Genomic DNA, 17664 nt, shown 5'->3' with positions numbered 1-17664 from the left:
TAAAAATTAGTTAAAACGGTGTGCGACCGCGAACACGGCACCACCTGCGGTGGCCGGCGACTTTCTCAACGGGTCCCGCCCCTTGGGAAAAGCTGGGACAGGAGGAACAACGCGGCCGCAGCAACCACCACCGCCGGTCCCGCCGGCAGGTCGGCGCGGAAGGAGGCGCCCAGGCCGCCGCAGACCGACAACGCGCCGATGGCAGCGGCCAGACCGGCCATGATTTCCGGCGTACGGGCGAATCGGCGGGCGCAGGCGGCTGGGATGATCAGCAAGGCGGTGATCAGCAGCACGCCCACCACCTTCATGGCCAGCGCGATGGTGGCGGCCATCAGCATCATGAAGCCCAGCTGCGTGGCCAGCACGGGCACACCCTCCACCCGCGCCAGATCCTCGTTCACCGTCATGGCCAGCAAGGGGCGCCACAGCCAGGCCAGCAGGGCCAGCACTACGGCCCCGCCGCCCCAGATCCAGGCCAGGTCGCCACCGCTGACGGCCAGGATGTCGCCGAACAGATAGGACATGAGGTCCACCCGCACCGTCTGCAGCAGGGCCACGGCGATGAGGCCCAGGCTGAGCGTGGTGTGGCTGAGCAGGCCCAGCAGCGTATCGGTGGCCAGCTTGCGCTGGCGCTGCATCAGCACCAGCACGCCGGCCAGCGCCAGTCCCACCAGCGCCACCGCCAGCATTAGGTTGATGCCGGCGACGAAGCCCAGCGCGATGCCCAGCAGGGCGGCATGGGACAGGGTGTCGCCGAAATAGGCCATGCGCCGCCAGACGACGAAGCAGCCCAGCGGTCCCGCCACCAAAGCGACGCCGACGCCGCCGGCCAGGGCGCGCAACAGGAAATCATCCATGGGGGTGCTGGTCCTTGGGGGGGGACCTGTCCTTGGGTCCGGGCTCGTGCGTGTGCTGGCAGCCGGGCGTGGCGGCGCCATGGCTGTGCGGCCCGGCGGCGGACAGCCAGGCCGGCATGGCCAGCGGATCGATACCGAACAGGGCCTGGAAATCGGGATGGCGGCGCACATCCTCCGGCCGGCCGGCGCAGCAGACGTGGCCGTTCAGGCAGATCAGGCGGTCGGTGCCGGAAATGGCGTAGCTTAGATCATGGCTGACCATCAGCACGCCACAGCCGTGGCGGCGGCGGATGGCGTCGATCAAGGCGTACAGGGTGGCCTGGCCGGCCACGTCCACAGCCTGCGCCGGTTCGTCCAGCACCAGCAGGTCGGGCCGGCGCAGCAGGGCGCGGGCCAGCATAACCCGCTGCGTCTCCCCGCCCGACAGGGCCTGCACCGGGCTGTCGGCCAGGCTGGCGGCGCCCACCTCGCTCAACGTCTCATCCACCGCCGCGTCGGTCACCGGGCCCCAGAGAGCCAGCAGCCGCCGCACGGTCAGGGGCAGGGTGGCGTCCACGGCCAGGCGCTGGGGCATATAACCGATGCGCAGGCCAGGCTTGCGCCACACCGTGCCGCCGCTGGGCCGCTGCAGCCCCAGCACAGCGCGCAGCAGGGTGGACTTGCCGGCGCCATTGGGCCCCACCAGGGTCACGACCTCGCCAGCCGACACTACTAGATCCACCGACTGCAGCACCGTGCGCCGGCCGAACTGCACCGTCAGGCTGGTGGTCTTGATAAGCGCCGCCTCGGGCGACATCTCTGGAAACTCTGCGTCGGACGGCATGGGCCCTTCCTGGCGGGGGAACCGGTCCCAGGTTCCAAGACGCCTGCGACACGGGTATGCGTGCCCCCCGGCTTTACGGCATCCGGACCGACTTGACAAATGTTATAGTATAACATTGCATGTTGGGGCGCTCGTGTCCCCGGCGCCTATCACCCGGTTGGTATTCCATGTTCCCCTTCCGCATCCTGTCCCTGGTCGCCCTGCTGTGGCTGGCGTTCACCGTCCCGTCGCGGGCGGACGCGCCCACGGCGCCCAAGGTGGTGGCGAGCGTGAAGCCGGTGCATTCCCTGGCGGCGGCGTTGATGCAGGGGGTCGGCCAACCCAAGCTGTTGGTCGACGGCACGGCCAGCCCGCACAGCTTCAGCCTGAAGCCGTCGGACGCCAGCGCCCTGTCCCAGGCCGACATCGTGTTCTGGATGGGCCCAACCTTGGAGCCCTTCCTGGTGAAGCCGCTGGCCAGCTTGGCCCGGGGCGCCCACATCGTCACCCTGATCGAGGCGCCGGGCCTGCACCCCCTGGCCCTGCGCAGCGCTGGCGCCTGGGCGGATGGCGAGTCCCACCAGGATGGCCACCCCCACCTGATGCCCGCCGCCGTGGGTGGGGCCGCCGACAACCAGATCGATGGCCACGCCTGGCTGGATCCCGCCAACGCCAAGGCGATGGCCCGCGCCATGGCCGACGCCCTGATCCAGCGCGACCCGGCCGACGCCGCCCGCTATCGCGATAACCTGGCCGCCCTGCTGCGCAGCCTGGATGCCTTGGATGCGGAGATCGGCGCCATCCTGGCGCCCGTGAGCGCCAAGCCCTTCGTCGTCTTCCACGACGCCTTCCATTACCTGGAGGCCCGCTACCGCCTGGACGGCGTGGGCGCCATCACCCTGAACCCGGAGGTGCGGCCGGGTGCCGCGCGCCTGAGCCAGCTGCGCGCCCGCATCCAGGCCTCCGGCGCCACCTGCGTCTTCGCCGAGCCACAGTTCGAGACGGCGCTGATCGGCACCCTGGTCGACGGGACCCAGGCCAAGCGCGGCGTGCTGGACCCCGAAGGCGCCCTGCTGTCCGCCGGGCCGGACCTCTACGCCACCCTGATGCGCGCCAACGCCCATGCCCTGGCGGGGTGCCTGGGCGGGTAAGCTGTGTTAAGACCGCCCCACGTAATTTCTGGCGAGTGGGGATGACATCATGCGGATCGGGATCGTGGGCTGCGGCGGCCGGATGGGCCGCATGCTGATGCGGGAGGTGCTGGGCACCCCCGGCGCCACGCTGTCCGGGGGCACCATGCGCCCCGGCAACCTCGACCTGGGCCGCGACCTGGGCACCCTGGCGGGGCTGGACCCCGCCGGCATCGTCTCCACCAGCGATGTGGACGCCCTGTTCGCCGCCAGCGACGCGGTCATCGACTTCACCACCCCCGCCGGCACGGCCGTGCACGCTGCCCTGGCCGGCCACCACGGCACCGCCCTGGTGGTGGGCACCACCGGCCTGACGCCGGACCAGCAGGCCGCCATCGACACCGCGTCCGAGACGGCCGCCCTGGTGCAGGCGCCCAACATGAGCCTGGGCGTGAACCTGCTGCTGGCCCTGGTGGAGGACGTGGCGCGCACCCTGGGGCCCGATGTCTGGGATATCGAGATCGTGGAGATGCATCACCGCCACAAGGTGGATGCCCCCTCCGGCACCGCGCTGGGCCTGGGCCGCGCGGCGGCGGCCGGTCGCGGCGTCGACCTGGCGGCCGTGTCCGACCGGGTGCGCGATGGCCACACCGGCGCGCGCGAGGCGGGGCACATCGGCTTCGCCACCCTGCGCGGCGGCGATGTGGTGGGCGACCACACCGTCATCTTCGCGGCCGAGGGCGAACGTATCGAGCTGACGCACAAGGCCGGCAGCCGCGCCATCTTCGCCCGAGGTGCGGTGCGCGCCGCGATCTGGGCCGGCGGCAAGGCCCCCGGCCTGTACACCATGCGCGACGTGCTGGGCCTGTAATGACCGACACCGCCGCCGAGCTTTCCGCCCCACCCAGCCGCTGGGCCCACCCCGGCCTGCGAGGGGCGTTGTGGGGGCTCCTGGCGGTGGCGGTGTGGGCGGGGTCCTTCGTCATCACCCGCATGGGCGTGAAGGCCGGCCTGAACGCCTTCGACCTAGTGGCCCTGCGCTTCGCCACCGCCGGCGCCCTGATGGTCCCCATCCTGCGCCGCCGGGGCCTGGCCTTCGACCGGCTGGGCCTGGGCGGCCTGGTCCTACTGGTGGCGGGGTCGGGGGCGCCCTATGCCCTGATGCTGGCGGCCGGCGCCCGCTACGCCCCGGCCTCGCACGCGGCGGCCCTGACCCCCGGCCCCATGGCGGCCATGACCGCCCTGCTGGGCGCCCTGTTCCTGCGCGAGCGCCTGCCGGTCATCGGCTGGGCCGGCGTGGGCCTGATCCTGGGCGGCAGCGCCTTGATCGGCGGGCCCAGCCTGTTCAGCGGGTCGGGTGAAGGGGCGGCCCTGGGCCATGCCCTGTTCCTGGGCGGGGCGCTGGTGTGGGCCATCTACGTCATCGTCCTCAGGCGCAGCGGCGTGGGCCCGCTGCATGCCACCGCCATCGTCGCCACCGGGTCGGCCCTGCTGTACCTGCCGCTCTATCTGCTGGTGTTGCCCAAGGGCGTGGGCCAGGCGGCGATGCCCGACATCGCGTTGCAGGCCATCTACCAGGGCTGCTTCACCACCCTGGTGGGCCTGGCGGCCTTCAACCGCGCCGTGGTCCTGCTGGGCGCCACCGGGGCCGCCGCCCTGCCGGCCCTGATCCCCGTGGTCACGCTGGGCCTGGGCGCCCTGATGCTGGGCGAGGCGCCCAGCCTGGCGGAGACGGCCGCCACCCTGCTGATCGGCGGCGGCGTGCTGGTCACAACGCTGGCGCGCAATCGCCGTCCACCACCCTCAAAAACTTAAAGTCTCAAAGACTTAATTGACCGGCCCGGATCGCGGCGCGACAGTCGGGGCGGGAGAAACCACCGCCTCGGATGCCATGCCGTGAAGGAAAAAGAATTGCGCATGGCCCTCGTCTGCTACGGCGGGGTGTCGCTGGCCGTGTACATGCACGGCGTCACCAAGGAACTGCTGAAGCTGGCCCGCGCCTCGCGCGTTTTCCACGGCACCCACGATCCCCGGCTGCGCAACACCGGCAGCTACCAGGCATTGCAGGACGACCTGGCCCGCCGCATCGGCTACAGCAGCGGCGCCAGCCTGGACGGCGGCGCCCAGACCCCGGACACGGAGGAGGTCTACGTCGCCCTGCTGCAGGAGGTGGGCGCCCATATCGACCTGCGCATCGTCATCGACGTCATCGCCGGATCGTCCGCCGGCGGCATCAACGGCGTGCTGCTGGCCCGCGCCCTGGCCCACGACCTGGACCTGGACGCCCTGACCGAGCTGTGGCTGGACGGCGCCGACGTCACCAACCTGATGGTGGAGGACGGCCGGGCGACGAAATGGAGCAAGTGGTTCCTGAAGCCCTTCCTGGCCTACGGCCTGGGCCGGCTGATGCGGCTGGCGCCGGATGACGAGATGCGCTGGAAGCTGTCCATGTTCGTGCGCTCGCGCTGGTTCAAGCCTCCCTTCGACGGCATGCGGCTGATGGAGATGCTGCTGGACGCGGCCGCCGCCATGGGCCGGCCGGTCAGCCCCTATGCCTCGCTGCTGCCGGCGGGGCAGTCCCTGTCCCTGTTCGTCACCGTCACCGACTTCCACGGCTTCCTGCAGCGCATCCCCGCGCACGACCCGCCTTCGGTGGAGGAGCGGGAGCATCGCCACGTTTTGAAGTTCCACTACCGCCGCTGGCCCGGCGGCCGGGTGGACACGGATTTCGGCGAGGGCGCCATCCCCGGCCTGGTGTTCGCCGCCCGCGCCACCTCCTCCTTCCCCGGCGCCTTCACGCCGGCGCACCTGCGGGCGCTGGACGGGCTGCTGGCCCGGCGGGGGCAGGGCTGGCCGGAGCGGGAACGCTTCCTGAAGCGCAACTTCCGCCGCTACACCGCCGCCGGCGTTGACCCGGGGCGCATCAGCTTCATCGACGGCAGCGTGCTGAACAACAAGCCCTTCGCCGAGGCCCTGCGCGCCATCTCCGGCCGCCCGGCCTATCGCGAGGTCGACCGCCGGCTGATCTACATCGACCCCGACCCCGCCCACCTGAAACGGGTGGCCAAGGCGGAAACGCCGGGCTTTTTCCGCACGCTCAAGGGGGCATTGTCGGACATTCCGCGCAACGAGCCGGTGCGCGACGAGCTGGTGTCCATCGACCGTAACAACGCCCGGGTGCGCCAGCTGCGCTCCGTCATCGATGCCGCCCGCCCCGGCATCACCCAGCTGGTGCATGAGGTGGTGGGGGGTGAGCCCCCGGCCGAACTGACCTATGCCCAAATCCATGACTGGCGGGAAATCGCCAACGGCCGCGCGGCCCAGGAGGCGGGCTTCGCCTATGAGGCCTACGTCCGCCTCAAGCTGACCTCGGTCCTGGACGCCATGGGCCGGCTGGTGGCGGTGGGCTGCGGCTACCAGCCGGGCACGGCCGCCGCCCGCCAGGCCACCGAGGCGCTGCACGCCTGGGCGCGGGCCACCGGCATCACCCCCGACCAGGTGACGACCTGGAGCCTGGAGCGGCGGGAGGACGGCCTGCCGGGTGGCGACGCGCCACCCTGGGTGCGCTTCCTGCTGGCCTTCGACGTGGGCTTCCGCGGCCGGCGCCTGCGCTTCGTCATCCGCGCCCTGAACGAACTGTATGCCCGGCTGGAGGAAGACGAGTTCACCGACGTCGCCGCCCGCGACCTGGATGAGATCAAGGCCAATCTCTACGACTGCCTGGAGCGGCTGCGCGTCTACGAGTCCGGCGCCTTCCTTAGCGCGGACGAGCGCGAGGCCTTGGCCGTGCCCTTCGTCGAGCCCCTGGCCATGGGCCGCCAGCCGGACGTGGCGGCGGTGGACCAGGTGATGTGGGATCTGGCACGGCGCATCGACCTGAACGCCATCAACCAGCAGGTGGACGAGATCTTCGCCCTGATGGGTCTGAACATGCTGGGCGTGGCGGCACGGCGGGAGCTGTTCGTGGCCTATGTCGGCTTCGCCTTTTGGGACGTGCTGACCTTTTCCATCAGCGGCTGGCGCGAGCTGGACGATTTGGAGGAGGTGCGGGTGGACCGCATCAGCCCGGACGACGCCCGCTTCTGCCAGGCCATGGGGGGCGCCATTCCCCTGAAAGGGCGGGAGATCAACCACTTCGGCGCCTTCTTCAGCCGCGTGCACCGCGAGAGCGATTATCTGATGGGCCGCCTGCATGCCGCCGACCGGCTGGTGGATCTGGTCCTGGACGCCGCCGGCCGCCCGCCGGGCGTGGATGGTCCCGGCCTGAAGCGCCGCCTGTTCGCCGCCATCGCCCGGACGGAGCGCCAGCGCCTGGGTGACAAGTCACCGGCGTTGCGCTGGCTGGAGACCATGCTGGCGGAAGGGTGAGGCCACCCACCGCGAAGGAGCGAAGCGACAAGGCCGCGACCGCGGCCGCCGGAGGTTTCCGGGCAGCGGAGCGGACTGGAAACTGAGGATAAGCCCAAGCCAGCGGATGCTGGCGCCCGGCGCCTGAGGGACGCTAAACCAAGCCTTGGCGATGTTTCGCCAGGGCTTGGTTGAGGACGCTGGCCACCTGCACCCGTTCCTCCATGGGGAGGAAACTGCCCACCACCAGACGCCTGCCGTGGCTGGTCAGCACCACCTGGCTGTCGTGTTGGGCGGGATCGTCCATATGGACGCGCAGCCAATAGGGGATGAAGGACCAGCTGCGGCTGGGGCGGCGGGGTTCCACCCGCTCCACCGTCAGGGCCTGGTCGGTCAGTTCCACCCGCTCATACAGCCGGGCGGAGCGGTAGCTGGCGCGGAAGGCCAGGTAGATCACCAGCACATCCACGCCGCAGAAACCGATGACCGGCCAGGCGCCGCGCAGAAAGAAGACCAGGCCCACGCCGAAGCTGACCGCCGCCACCAGCCCCATGAGGATGCGGAACCCCTTCGGCGACAGGCTGCGGTGGGGCCGCAGGATGACGCTGAGCCAGGTCTGCCTCAGGGTGGTTTCGTCATGGATCATGGACAAAACAGTAGGGCGGCCTCACCACCTGGTAAAGGCCGCCCCGTGCGGGGCGTCAGGCCCCGGTCATGCTGTCCGCGCTGGGGTGCGCGCGCCTTAGCTACGGGTGATGGAGATACCGCCGTCCACCAGCTGGGCCGTGCCGGTGACGAAGGACGAGTCGTCCGACGCCAGGTAGAGGACGGCGCGGGCCAGTTCTTCCGGCTGGCCCGCGCGGCGCAGGGCGTGGGCGTTGTTCACCCAGTCACGCTTCTCCGCCGTGTCGTTGGCGGCGTGGTACATCTCGGTCTCCACCGCACCCGGGAGCACGGCGTTGACACGCACGCCCTGTGGGCCGAACTCGGCGGCCAGCGCCTGGGTCAGGCCGATCAGGCCGGACTTGCTGGCGGCGTAGGCGGCCAGGCCGGGGAAGGCGAAAGTGTGGCCAACGAAAGTGGAGGTGAAGACCACCGAACCGCCGCCGTTCTTCACCATCTGGCCGATCTGGTGCTTGGCACCCAGGAAGGGGCCGGTCAGGTTCACGGCCAGGGTGTTGGCCCAGCCGGCCTCGCTCACGCCGGTGCTGGGGCCAGCCTCACCCAGGGTACCGGCGTTGTTGAAGGCGATGTCCAGGCGGCCGAAGTGTTCCACCGCCAGGGCCACCAGGGCCTGGTTATAATCCTCATGCTGGACGTCGCCGGCCAGCGCCACGGCCTGGCCGCCGGCGGCGGTGATCTCAGCCACCAGGCTGTCCAGTTCCGCCTGGCGGCGGGCACCGACCACGACCTTCGCGCCCTCCGCCGCGAACAGCTTGGCGGTGGCGCGACCGATGCCTGAGCTGGCGCCGGTAACGAGGGCGACCTTGTTCTGCAAACGAGCCATTTTCTCTCTCCGATGCTGGGTCGGCGCGACGACCGCGCCGCTGACAGACAAAGATTTACCTTTCAGCAGCACTTGCATCGATGGGGCGAAAGTGAGCTTATGATTCATCTTTCCTGAATAATGGCAAGGCTGCCCCATGGACAGGCTGCGCGCATTCGAGGTGTTTTCCACCGTGGTGGCCCGGGGTGGCTTCGCCAAGGCGGCGGACGCCCTGAACACCTCCCCCGCCAACGTCACCCGCTATGTCAACGAACTGGAGACCTACCTGGGCAGCCGGCTGCTGAACCGCACCTCGCGCCGGTTGTCGCTGACCGAGGCGGGCGAGGCGCTGTATGAGCGCGCGCAGACCATCCTGGAAGAGGTGGCGGAGGCGGAGGCGCTGGCATCCGCCACCACGTTGAAGCCCCGGGGGCGGCTGCGGGTGAACGCGCCGCTGAGCTTCGGCATCCGGCATCTGGCGCCGCTGTGGCCCCGCTTCATGGCGCAGTATCCCGACGTGCTGCTGGACATCGCCCTGACCGACCGGGTGGTGGACATGGTGGAGGAGGGCTTCGACCTGGGCATCCGCATCTCGCGCGGCGGGTCGCCCACTTACGCCGCGCGCAAGCTGGCCACCTCACGCAACGTGCTGTGCGCGGCGCCCGACTACCTGGCCCGCCACGGCGTGCCAAAGACGCCGGACTGCCTGGCCAGCCATGTGCGCATCGCCTACAGCTACACCGGCGTGCCGGAGGACTGGGTGCTGCTGGACCCGGAGGGCAAGCCCGTCACCGTGCGCATTCCCATCCGCCTGGTGACCAACAACGGCGATACCGCCCACGCGGCCGCCCTGGCGGGACAGGGCATCATCTGGCAGCCCACCTTCCTGATTGGCGACGACCTGCGCGCCGGCCGCCTGGTGCCGGTGCTGCCGGAGCATCGCATCCCCGACATCGACATCCTGGCCGTCTATCCCAGCCGCCGCCATGTCAGCGCCAAGGTCCGCGCCTTGATCGACTTCCTGGCCGACGCCTTCCACGGCACCCCGGCTTGGGAGTGCGCCCCTTGATCCGCCCGCCTTGCCACCCGTAGATTTGCCGGCCACATGCCCCGTAGTGCACCCCTCTACCCCAGGCCGCGACCGCGGCCGCCGGAAGTTTCCGGGGAGCGTCAGCGGACTGGAAACTGAGGATAAGCCAAGGGGCGCATGCCCCGCCGGCGCTTGAGGCCCCGAACATGAAACGCGCGAACATCCAGGAATTTTTCCGCAGGCTGGCGGAGCGGGATCCGGAGCCGAAGACAGAACTGGAGTATGTGAACCCCTACACCCTGCTGGTGGCGGTGGTGCTCTCGGCCCAGGCCACGGACGTCGGCGTGAACAAGGCGACCAAGGCGCTGTTCAAGATCGCCGACAACCCGGCGGCCATGGTGGCGCTGGGGGAGGCCACGGTGCGGGACCATGTGAAGACCATCGGCCTGTACAAGACCAAGGCCGCCAACGTCATCCGCCTGTCGGAAATCCTGCTGGAGAAACACGGCGGCCTGGTGCCGCGCAAGCGTGAGGATCTGGAGGAACTGCCGGGCGTGGGCCGCAAGACGGCCAACGTGGTGCTGAACGTGGCCTTCGGGGAGCCGACCATCGCCGTCGACACCCATATCTTCCGCGTGTCCAACCGCACCGGCCTGGCGCCGGGCAAGACGGTGGAGGCGGTGGAGGAGAAGCTGGTGAAGGTGGTGCCCAAGGCCTACCGCCTGCATGCCCACCACTGGCTGATCCTGCACGGCCGCTATATCTGCAAGGCGCGCAAGCCGGATTGCGCCGTGTGCAGCGTCATCGATCTGTGCGCCTATGAGGCCAAGACGGCGCTGACAGCCTAAGTCGTTCCGGAAATGAAATGGGCCAGTCCCGTAAAGGACTGGCCCGTAAAAAACCAGGTGGCGGCGAGGCTTACTCTTCAGTGCCCGTAGCCACCACGGCCTCGACTTCCTTTACCGGTCGGGCGCGGGATTCGCCGGTCAGCGTCTCGATGGTGCCGATCAGCAGGCCACCCTGTTCCACTTCCAGCACGCCGTAGCGGATGTTGCCCTGGATGCGGCCGGTGGAGCGGACGCGCAGGGTGCCGCGCACGGAGATATCGCCTTCGAAACGACCGCCGATGTCGGCCTCGTCGATCTCGACCGAGCCCTTGAACAGGCCGCTGTCGGTCACCTCGATGGCGCGGCCCTCGCGCAGCTTGGCCTCCACCGTGCCTTCCACCACCAGGATGTCGCAGGCGGCGATTTCACCGGACAGGGAAATCTCACGGCCGACGATCAGTTTGCGCATGTCGTTGGTAGGCAAGGGGGCATTTCCTTCAGTACCGGTGGGGGCGACGCGCCGGGGCGGCGTGCCGGGAATTTCCACGACACGACGGGGAATGTCACTACGAAAACCACCGGTGGCCGCGCCGGCCGGTGCCGGGGTCGCGGGCGTGGCCGGCACCGGCGTGGCGCCGGCGCCCAGACCGCCGCCACCCCCAAGGCCGCTGTTCCCCAGGCCAAGCGAAGGCTGACCCGGCGTCGGTGTGGGGCCGGGCGTCGGCGTCTTGAACTGCATATCGATCCCCTTGTCTGAGGGCCCCCTGCTGGCCGCGGCCAGATTGGACGAGGGCTCCGGTTCGGAAACGGGTTCCACGGCCGGGGAGGCCGGGGGCGTGGGCTCAGCCACCGGAACAGGCGTGCGAAGGTCGGCCGGCTTGGCCGGGTCGCCGCCAGCGGGGCCCAGGTTCGGTCGGTTACGTCGGAACATCGGCGTTGTCCCCAAATCTTCGTGTCGCGCGGCCAGCCTGGCCCGTTCGGGGCCTGGACCGGTCGTTGAAGGTCGTTCTTTTTATGAGTTCGCCCGGGGTGCGACCGGCAGCGGACTTCGCGTTCCGCCTGTGGGCAGGAACCCGCCGAACAGGTGGAGCATGAAGGCCGTCGCCAGAACCGGCGCGAACAGATTCACAACAGGCAGCAAGGAAATAAAGGCAATAATGAGGCCCGCGCAAAAAATTCGCCCCCTATAGCGCAGACGGAGTAGGCGCACCTGGTCGGAGGGCATGCGGCGCACCGCCACTTGGTCGAAATACTGGCGTCCCAGCAAGAAACCGTTGGCCAACGGATAGGCCACGGCACCCACCGGCGGCAAAAGCCACAGGGGCAGCACGGCGACGTTGACGATGATCAGCAGGGCTGTGAACCGCAGCGCGATGGCGGCCTCTTCCACCACACCGGCGTCGCGCGGCGGCGGCAGGGTGGGGTACCACCGACGCTCTACAGCGCGGGCCACGGGTTCCAGCAGCATGCCGGCGATGGCCGCCACCACAACCAGGAAGAAGTACCAGGCCAGCGCCACGACACCGAGGGCGCCCGCCACCGTGATCAGGGGATCCAGCCAGGCCTTGCCCGTGGGATGCAGGCGGTCCAGCCCCCAAGAGACGGCGACCCCCAGCACGATGAAGGACAGCAGCGTCAGGATAAAAGAACGCGCCATCACCCGCAGCAGGGCGGGATCGAAGGCCTGGGCAAGGGTGCGGAACAGGGCGCGGATCATCTCAGCATCCTAGGTAGTATGCCCCCGCGCTTGCCGCAAGCGGCCCTATCTCTATACTGCGGCCCCAAGTTTTTGCCGATCCGGAGGATTTTAAGTGACGGCTGAATTGGATGTGGTTGGGATCGGCAACGCGATCGTCGACGTGATCACGCAGACGACCGACGTTTTCCTGGCGGACAACCGCCTGGACAAGAACAGCATGCGCCTGATCGACACGGCCGAAGCCGAGGCGCTGTACGCCAAGATGGGCCAGGGCATGGAGATGTCGGGCGGTTCCGCCGGCAACACCATGGCCGGCATCGCCATGCTGGGCGGCAAGGGCGCCTTCATCGGCAAGGTGGCGGGCGACCAGCTGGGCCAGGTCTACCGCCATGACATCGAGGCGGTGGGCTCGCGCTTCGTCACCACCGACTTGGCCGACGGCACGCCCACCGGCCGCTGCCTGATCCTGGTGACGCCGGACGCCGCGCGCACCATGAACACCTACCTGGGCGCCGCCGTGCGCCTGACCCCGGCCGACATCGACGAGGCGTTGATCGCCTCGGCCCAGGTCACCTACATGGAAGGCTACCTCTGGGATCCGCCGGCCGCCAAGGAGGCCTTCCTGAAGGCGGCGTCGGCCGCCCATGGTGCCGGCCGCAAGGTGTCGCTGTCCCTGTCCGACGCCTTCTGCGTGAACCGCCACCTGGACAGCTTCCGCGACCTGGTGGCCGGCCATGTCGATGTGCTGTTCGCCAATGAGGCGGAAATCACCGCGCTTTACGGCACCGACTTCGACCAGGCGGTGCAGGCGGTGCGCGGCCAGGTGGCCGTGGCGGCGCTGACCCGCAGCGAGAAGGGCGCCGTCATCGTCACGCCGAATGACGTCGTGACCGTGCCGGCCGCCCCGGTGGCCAAGGTCGTGGATACCACCGGCGCGGGCGACCTGTTCGCCTCGGGCTTCCTCTACGGCTACACCCGGGGCCGCGACATGGCCGCCTGTGGCGCCATGGGCGCCATTTGCGCGGCCGAGATCATCAGCCACTACGGCGCGCGCTCGCAGGCCGACCTGCGCCAGCTGGTGGTTGGCATCTAGGCGCCCCCACTTTCCAAGGGAATGGCGGCGCCGGATGGGCGTTCCCGCATGGGCGCCCATCCGGCGCCGCTATCCTTTGCCCGCTTTTTTTCGCAGGTGCACTCGCATAGACTGCGCCGCGCCGGGCACCCCTTCGGGCCCCGAACCCATCATCACGGTTCAACCGTTTGTCGTGACGCAAAGGCAACTTCCATGGACATGAGCAAGATCCCGGTCGGCAAGAACGCCCCGTGGGACATCAACGTCGTCATCGAGATCCCGCAGGGCGGTCAGCCGGTGAAGTACGAGGTGGACAAGGACTCGGGCGCCATCTACGTCGACCGCTTCCTGCACACCGCCATGTACTACCCGGCCAACTACGGCTTCGTGCCCCACACCCTGTCGGGCGACGGCGACCCGGCCGACGTGCTGGTGGTCAGCAACACTCCGGTGGTCCCGGGCGTGGTGCTGCGCTCGCGCCCCATCGGCGTGCTGCTGATGGAGGACGAGGCCGGCATGGATGAGAAGATCCTGGCCGTGCCGGTGGACAAGCTGCACAGCTTCTACACCAACGTGAGCAGCTACAAGGACCTGCCGGAGATCCTGGTGGAGCAGATCGCCCACTTCTTCGAGCACTACAAGGACCTGGAGAAGGGCAAGTGGGTGCGCATCGTCCGCTGGGGCGACGCCGACGAGGCCGCCAAGATGATCAGCGACGCCATGGAGCGCTACAACGCCCAGAAGTAAGCGTTCCACGTCGATCTTCGATCGTGTTTTTGCTGAGCCGCCGGAAGCAATTCCGACGGCTCAGCTGATTCTGGTGCGCTCATTCGCAACCTCGTCACGAGGACATGCACTGGGGTAGTATCCAAGGAAAGACATGCCATATGAGTCCGGTAAGGAGATGACCATGGCTGGCAGCAAGGCAGCGGCATCGCGGACATCACAAGCTGGCGCGACGCAGCGCCAGTTCGCGCATGAGGCTGAGCTGCTGCGCGAAGGTCTCGAGGATATGGCCACCGGTCGCTTTATCGAGGATGATGAAGTGGATGCTTGGCTTGACCGTCTCGTCCAAGGTGAAGACCTGGATATTCAACCGCCACAAAAGCCGCTGAAACGCCGCTAAGGCCGCAGCCTCACCGTGGTGCCTTCTTCCCGAAGAAAACTTATCATGACTTACGCCGCAAATCGGGATTTGGCGGCTGCCCGCGATTGGCTACAGCAGCCGGGAGCCGGTGTCGCAGCCGAGAACCGGCTTATCCGAATCAGCGCCGCCATCAAGGAACTGAAGACCGCTCCCTGCCGATGGCCTGTGGGCGATCACGCTGGCATCCGCGAGCGTCCGGTGGAGGGCTATTTGGTGATGTATCGGGTCGAACCTGATACGGACAACAATCAGACGGCCGGCAACGTTTGGATCCTGCGTGTTTTCGGTCCCTTCCAAAATCGGGAAGCCACCTGACCTATCGCCAAGGAGTGCCGCACCAGCCTTGGTCGGGGGCGCCGTTGCGGCTAGGCTGGCGGAAAGCTTGAGACATGTCATGGCCGTGCCACCGGGCGCTGCTATGGTCGGCCCCCAAGCCCAATCCGGCATCGGGGAACGGCAGAGGACAGAAGGAAGGCCATATGACCATCCGCAACCTGCATCACCTGTTCAAGCCGTCGTCCATCGCCCTGATCGGCGCCAGCCGCCGCCCCCATACCGTGGGCGCGGTGGTGGCCCGCAACCTGTTCGCCGGCGGCTTCGACGGGCCCATCATGCCGGTGAACCCGCAGGAACGCTCCATCGAGGGGGTGCTCACATATCCCGACGTGGCGTCGCTGCCCGTGGTGCCGGATCTGGCCGTCATCTGCACCCCGCCCTCCACCGTGCCGGAGCTGATCCGCCAGTTGGGGGAGCGCGGCACCAAGGCCGCCGTGGTCATCACCGCCGGCTTCGCCGAACTGGGAGAGGCGGGCAAGGCCCTGCAGCAACAGGTGCTGGACGCCGCCAAGCCGCACCTGTTGCGCGTGGTCGGGCCCAACTGCCTGGGCGTGATGGCGCCAGGCAACGGCCTGAACGCCAGCTTCGTCCACGTGCCGCCGCTGCGGGGCGACATCGCCCTGCTGGCGCAGAGCGGCGCCGTCGTCACCTCGGTCGTCGACTGGGCCACGCCGCGCGGCATCGGCTTTTCCCACCTGGTGTCGCTGGGCGGCATGGCCGACGTAGATTTCGGCGACCTGTTGGACTTCATGGCCCAGGACGGGCACACACGGGCCATCCTGCTGTATGTCGAGGCCATCGCGCATGCCCGCAAGTTCATGTCGGCCGCCCGCGCGGCGTCGCGGTCCAAGCCTGTCATCGTCATCAAGGCCGGCCGGTCGGACGAGGCGGCGCGTGCCGCCAGCTCCCACACCGGCTCGCTGGCCGGGGCCGATGCCATCTACGACGCCGCCTTCCGCCGCGCCGGCATGTTGCGCGTGGGGGAATTGAGCGAACTGTTCGACGCGGTGGAGACGCTGGCCACCGGCGTACAGATCAAGGGCGACCGCCTGGCCATCCTGACCAACGGTGGCGGCATGGGCGTGCTGGCCGCCGACAGCCTGATCGAGCAGGGCGGCCGCCTGGCCCAGCTGTCGCCCGAGGCCATCGCCAAGCTGGACAACCTGCTGCCTCCGACCTGGAGCCATGGCAACCCCATCAACCTGTTGGGCGACGCCAACGGCAAGCGCTACGCCGACGCCCTGGCGGTGCTGCTGGAGGAGAAGGGCTGCGACGCCATCCTGGTGATGAACTGCCCCACCGCCGTCGCCGACAGCGGGGAGACGGCACGCGCCGTCATCGAGACCCTGCGCGGCAAGCGCTTCCCCGTGCTGGCCAACTGGCTGGGCGAAGGGGCGGCGGTGGAAGCGCGGCGCCTGTTCGCCGCCAACCGCATCCCCAGCTACCAGACCCCGGACGAGGCCATCCGTGCCTTCATGCACCTGGTGCGCTACCGCCGGAACCAGGATGAGCTGATGGAGGTGCCGTCCACCGTGCCGGACCAGTTCGTGTACGACGGCGTGGCCGCCCGCGTGCCCATCGAGCAGGCCCTGGCCGAGGGCCGCGCCTGGCTGTCGGAGTACGAGGCCAAGCAGGTGCTGCGCGCCTATGGCATCCCGGTGGTGGAGACGGTGACCGCCACCAACCCCGAGGAGGCGGAGGCGGCCGCCCGCCGGCTGGCCATGCCGGGCCGGAACAGCCGGCTGGCCCTGAAGATCCTGTCGCCCGACATCACCCATAAGTCGGACCTGGGCGGCGTGGCCCTGAACCTGGCGCCCGACGAGGTGCGGCTGGAGGCGGAGGCCATGCTAGCCCGCATCCGCGCGGCGGCCCCCGGCACCCGCATCGAGGGCTTCACCGTGCAGCAGATGGCCCACATGCCGGGGGCGGTGGAGCTGATCGTGGGCATGACCGACGACCGGCTGTTCGGACCCGTGCTGGTCTTCGGCCAGGGCGGCACGGAGGTGGAGGTGGTGCAGGACAAGGCGCTGGCCCTGCCGCCGCTGAACATGAACCTGGCGCGCGACATGATGGCCCGCACCCGCGTGCACAAGCTGCTGCAGGGCTATCGCCACCGCCCGCCGGCCGATCTGACGGCCATCGCCCTGACCCTGAACAAGGTGTCGCAGCTGGTCATCGACTTCCCCGAAATCCAGGAACTGGACATCAACCCGCTGTACGCTGGGGCGGACGGCGTCATGGCCCTGGACGCCCGCATCCGCGTGGCGCCCCCGCCGGAGCCAGGGGCGGTGCGCCTGGCCATCCGCGCCTATCCGAAGCGGCTGGAGCAGCATGTCCAAATCCATGACGGGCGTGAATTCCTGATCCGGCCCATCCGGCCGGAGGATGAGCCGCTGATCCATGACATGATCGCCCGCACCGCCATCGAGGACATCCGCCTGCGCTTCTTCGCGCCCATGCGCCGCCTGTCGCGCGCCATGGCCGCCCGCCTGACCCAGATCGACTATGACCGCGAGATGGCCCTGGTGGCCATCGCCCCCGACCCGGCGCCGCCGGTGGCCGAGGGGTCGGACCTGCGCCCGGGCGACGAGGCCATCTTCGGCACCGTGCGCATCACCGCCGACCCGGACAACGAGAAGGCGGAGTACGCCGTGCTGGTGCGCAGCGACATGAAGGGCAAGGGCCTGGGCTATCTGCTGATGACCCGCATCCTGGACTATGCCCGTACCCGGGGCATCCGCGAGGTGTTCGGCGAGGTGCTGCGGGAGAACGTCACCATGCTGCAGATGTGCCGCGACCTGGGCTTCAAGCAGACCGACTATCCGGACGACCCCGGCATTGTCGAGGTGCATTACACATTTGGCTGAAGCGTGACCGCCCGAAGACAAGGAACAGACATCAAATTAAGTAAAATTGTCTGTAGTCCAAGTC

17 protein-coding genes are annotated in these 17664 nt (G+C 68.9%); 11 read left to right on the top strand and 6 right to left on the bottom strand.

Going from position 1 to position 17664, the window contains the following annotated elements:
* Positions 1-65: 65 nt before the first annotated feature.
* Both znuB and P5F91_RS07935 read right to left on the bottom strand, forming a co-directional pair.
* Positions 66-857, bottom strand: a complete 792-nt coding sequence (gene znuB, locus P5F91_RS07940) for a zinc ABC transporter permease subunit ZnuB (protein WP_088870477.1) — start codon at positions 855-857, stop codon at positions 66-68.
* Positions 850-1680, bottom strand: coding sequence for an ATP-binding cassette domain-containing protein (locus P5F91_RS07935; protein ID WP_277906956.1), 831 nt, complete (start codon positions 1678-1680; stop codon positions 850-852). Before P5F91_RS07935 ends, znuB begins: the two co-directional genes overlap by 8 nt.
* Before the next feature lie 167 nt (positions 1681-1847).
* Between P5F91_RS07935 and P5F91_RS07930 the strand changes: the two genes are divergently transcribed.
* From P5F91_RS07930 to P5F91_RS07915, 4 genes are all read left to right on the top strand, one after another.
* Positions 1848-2810, top strand: a complete 963-nt coding sequence (locus P5F91_RS07930; RefSeq protein WP_277906955.1) for a zinc ABC transporter substrate-binding protein — start codon at positions 1848-1850, stop codon at positions 2808-2810.
* Positions 2811-2859: 49 nt separating this feature from the next.
* Positions 2860-3660: a 4-hydroxy-tetrahydrodipicolinate reductase gene (gene dapB, locus P5F91_RS07925; protein WP_277906954.1), complete on the top strand. Its 801-nt coding sequence runs from the start codon at positions 2860-2862 to the stop codon at positions 3658-3660.
* Positions 3660-4604 (top strand): DMT family transporter, encoded by a 945-nt coding sequence (locus tag P5F91_RS07920; protein WP_277906953.1) that lies wholly within the window; start codon positions 3660-3662, stop codon positions 4602-4604. The genes dapB and P5F91_RS07920 overlap by 1 nt, the downstream gene beginning before the upstream one ends.
* Before the next feature lie 102 nt (positions 4605-4706).
* Positions 4707-7157 carry a patatin-like protein gene (locus P5F91_RS07915; protein WP_145610770.1) on the top strand — a complete coding sequence of 817 codons (2451 nt, stop codon included), beginning with the start codon at positions 4707-4709 and terminating at the stop codon, positions 7155-7157.
* Positions 7158-7290: 133 nt separating this feature from the next.
* Here P5F91_RS07915 and P5F91_RS07910 read toward each other — a convergent pair whose 3' ends face one another.
* Complete coding sequence (locus tag P5F91_RS07910) at positions 7291-7782, bottom strand: DUF2244 domain-containing protein (protein ID WP_145610771.1); 492 nt, start codon at positions 7780-7782, stop codon at positions 7291-7293.
* A 96-nt stretch (positions 7783-7878) separates the two neighbouring features.
* A complete protein-coding gene (locus tag P5F91_RS07905) occupies positions 7879-8643 on the bottom strand; it encodes an SDR family oxidoreductase (protein WP_145610772.1) in 765 nt (254 codons plus the stop codon).
* 136 nt (positions 8644-8779) lie between these two features.
* On the opposite strand from P5F91_RS07905, the gene P5F91_RS07900 reads away from it, so the two are divergent.
* Together P5F91_RS07900 and nth are read left to right on the top strand one after the other, a co-directional pair.
* On the top strand, positions 8780-9691 hold the full coding sequence (locus P5F91_RS07900; protein WP_277906952.1) for a LysR family transcriptional regulator: 912 nt from the start codon (positions 8780-8782) through the stop codon (positions 9689-9691).
* A 167-nt stretch (positions 9692-9858) separates the two neighbouring features.
* Positions 9859-10500 carry an endonuclease III gene (gene nth / locus P5F91_RS07895; RefSeq protein ID WP_145610774.1) on the top strand — a complete coding sequence of 214 codons (642 nt, stop codon included), beginning with the start codon at positions 9859-9861 and terminating at the stop codon, positions 10498-10500.
* Between the two features lie 70 nt (positions 10501-10570).
* On the opposite strand, the gene P5F91_RS07890 is transcribed toward nth, so the two are convergent.
* Together P5F91_RS07890 and P5F91_RS07885 are read right to left on the bottom strand one after the other, a co-directional pair.
* Positions 10571-11410 (bottom strand): bactofilin family protein, encoded by an 840-nt coding sequence (locus P5F91_RS07890; RefSeq protein WP_277906951.1) that lies wholly within the window; start codon positions 11408-11410, stop codon positions 10571-10573.
* Between the two features lie 81 nt (positions 11411-11491).
* A complete protein-coding gene (locus P5F91_RS07885) occupies positions 11492-12196 on the bottom strand; it encodes an EI24 domain-containing protein (RefSeq protein WP_145610775.1) in 705 nt (234 codons plus the stop codon).
* Positions 12197-12290: 94 nt separating this feature from the next.
* Between P5F91_RS07885 and P5F91_RS07880 the strand changes: the two genes are divergently transcribed.
* From P5F91_RS07880 to P5F91_RS07860, 5 genes are all read left to right on the top strand, one after another.
* Positions 12291-13271 (top strand): adenosine kinase, encoded by a 981-nt coding sequence (locus P5F91_RS07880; protein ID WP_277906950.1) that lies wholly within the window; start codon positions 12291-12293, stop codon positions 13269-13271.
* 192 nt (positions 13272-13463) lie between these two features.
* Entirely contained in the window at positions 13464-13997 is a 534-nt protein-coding gene (gene ppa, locus P5F91_RS07875) for an inorganic diphosphatase (protein ID WP_004271346.1), read from the top strand.
* A 163-nt stretch (positions 13998-14160) separates the two neighbouring features.
* Positions 14161-14376, top strand: coding sequence for a hypothetical protein (locus P5F91_RS07870; RefSeq protein WP_145610777.1), 216 nt, complete (start codon positions 14161-14163; stop codon positions 14374-14376).
* Between the two features lie 45 nt (positions 14377-14421).
* Positions 14422-14712: a type II toxin-antitoxin system RelE/ParE family toxin gene (locus P5F91_RS07865; RefSeq protein ID WP_277906949.1), complete on the top strand. Its 291-nt coding sequence runs from the start codon at positions 14422-14424 to the stop codon at positions 14710-14712.
* A gap of 164 nt (positions 14713-14876) precedes the next feature.
* Complete coding sequence (locus P5F91_RS07860) at positions 14877-17600, top strand: bifunctional acetate--CoA ligase family protein/GNAT family N-acetyltransferase (protein ID WP_277906948.1); 2724 nt, start codon at positions 14877-14879, stop codon at positions 17598-17600.
* Positions 17601-17664 lie beyond the last annotated feature (64 nt).

This window comes from Nitrospirillum amazonense, from assembly GCF_029594735.1.
Taxonomy (GTDB): Bacteria; Pseudomonadota; Alphaproteobacteria; order Azospirillales; family Azospirillaceae; genus Nitrospirillum; species Nitrospirillum amazonense.
The sequence above is the reverse complement of the archived record's forward strand: the minus strand, read 5'-3'. Positions and strand labels throughout refer to the sequence as shown.

Bases quoted from the DNA above. Each gene is read 5' to 3' on its own strand.
- P5F91_RS07870 (WP_145610777.1), top strand. From the start codon at position 14,161: ATGGCTGGCAGCAAGGCAGCGGCATCGCGGACATCACAAGCTGGCGCG.
- P5F91_RS07885 (WP_145610775.1), bottom strand. From the start codon at position 12,196: ATGATCCGCGCCCTGTTCCGCACCCTTGCCCAGGCCTTCGATCCCGCC.
- P5F91_RS07930 (WP_277906955.1), top strand. From the start codon at position 1,848: ATGTTCCCCTTCCGCATCCTGTCCCTGGTCGCCCTGCTGTGGCTGGCG.
- P5F91_RS07890 (WP_277906951.1), bottom strand. From the start codon at position 11,410: ATGTTCCGACGTAACCGACCGAACCTGGGCCCCGCTGGCGGCGACCCG.
- P5F91_RS07915 (WP_145610770.1), top strand. From the start codon at position 4,707: ATGGCCCTCGTCTGCTACGGCGGGGTGTCGCTGGCCGTGTACATGCAC.
- P5F91_RS07865 (WP_277906949.1), top strand. From the start codon at position 14,422: ATGACTTACGCCGCAAATCGGGATTTGGCGGCTGCCCGCGATTGGCTA.
- P5F91_RS07905 (WP_145610772.1), bottom strand. From the start codon at position 8,643: ATGGCTCGTTTGCAGAACAAGGTCGCCCTCGTTACCGGCGCCAGCTCA.
- P5F91_RS07910 (WP_145610771.1), bottom strand. From the start codon at position 7,782: ATGATCCATGACGAAACCACCCTGAGGCAGACCTGGCTCAGCGTCATC.
- P5F91_RS07900 (WP_277906952.1), top strand. From the start codon at position 8,780: ATGGACAGGCTGCGCGCATTCGAGGTGTTTTCCACCGTGGTGGCCCGG.
- P5F91_RS07860 (WP_277906948.1), top strand. From the start codon at position 14,877: ATGACCATCCGCAACCTGCATCACCTGTTCAAGCCGTCGTCCATCGCC.
- dapB (WP_277906954.1), top strand. From the start codon at position 2,860: ATGCGGATCGGGATCGTGGGCTGCGGCGGCCGGATGGGCCGCATGCTG.
- znuB (WP_088870477.1), bottom strand. From the start codon at position 857: ATGGATGATTTCCTGTTGCGCGCCCTGGCCGGCGGCGTCGGCGTCGCT.
- P5F91_RS07935 (WP_277906956.1), bottom strand. From the start codon at position 1,680: ATGCCGTCCGACGCAGAGTTTCCAGAGATGTCGCCCGAGGCGGCGCTT.
- P5F91_RS07920 (WP_277906953.1), top strand. From the start codon at position 3,660: ATGACCGACACCGCCGCCGAGCTTTCCGCCCCACCCAGCCGCTGGGCC.
- nth (WP_145610774.1), top strand. From the start codon at position 9,859: ATGAAACGCGCGAACATCCAGGAATTTTTCCGCAGGCTGGCGGAGCGG.
- ppa (WP_004271346.1), top strand. From the start codon at position 13,464: ATGGACATGAGCAAGATCCCGGTCGGCAAGAACGCCCCGTGGGACATC.